General features: G+C 57.8%; 1 protein-coding gene. It reads left to right on the forward strand.

All coding sequences use genetic code 11. The annotated features are described in order from the left end of the window. Window positions 1–593, forward strand: a 593-nt coding sequence (locus C5471_RS23490) for a TIGR03749 family integrating conjugative element protein (protein ID WP_166296642.1), incomplete at both ends; no start/stop codon positions are given.

Raw genomic sequence — 593 nt, forward strand, 5'->3', positions numbered from 1 at the left:
TGAGGCCGTGGAGTTGATGAAGTGGGAGCGTATCCCGCTGCCGGTTGCCCTGCATGTTGGGCAGGAGCGGGTGGTTTTTGTGGATAAAAATGTCCGGGTGGGTTTTCCCGGGATGTTGAATGGCAAATTGCGGGTACAAAGTACCGGTGGTGCAGTGTATTTGTATCCGAGTGAAACGTTTGTTCAGACCCGGCTGCAACTTCAGGATGTGGAAAGTAGTGAAATGATTTTGCTGGATGTGACCGCCACCAATGGAAAAAGCCCCCTTGAGCCGGTTCGTGTGGTGTACCACGGGGACGTGACCACGTTGACGGACAACGACCAGGTTCACTACGGTGCCAAAGGGGATAACACGTCAGCAACGTCGCCCTCTCCTGCCGGTGAACGTCAGGCCGCCCGGCGTCAAAAACCGTCCTACACGGCTCCGCTGCCGGTGGTCCTGACCCGTTACGCCGCACAGAGTCTGTATGCGCCGTTGCGTACAGTGGAAGCTGTTCCCGGCATTCACCCTGTATCACTGGCACTGCCGGCCCGATTGACCACATTGTATCCCTCTGCGCCGGTGATAGTCTCCCCGTTAGGGGGCTGGGGGG

This window comes from Photorhabdus tasmaniensis, from assembly GCF_011189505.1.
In the GTDB taxonomy this organism is placed as follows: Bacteria; Pseudomonadota; Gammaproteobacteria; order Enterobacterales; family Enterobacteriaceae; genus Photorhabdus; species Photorhabdus tasmaniensis.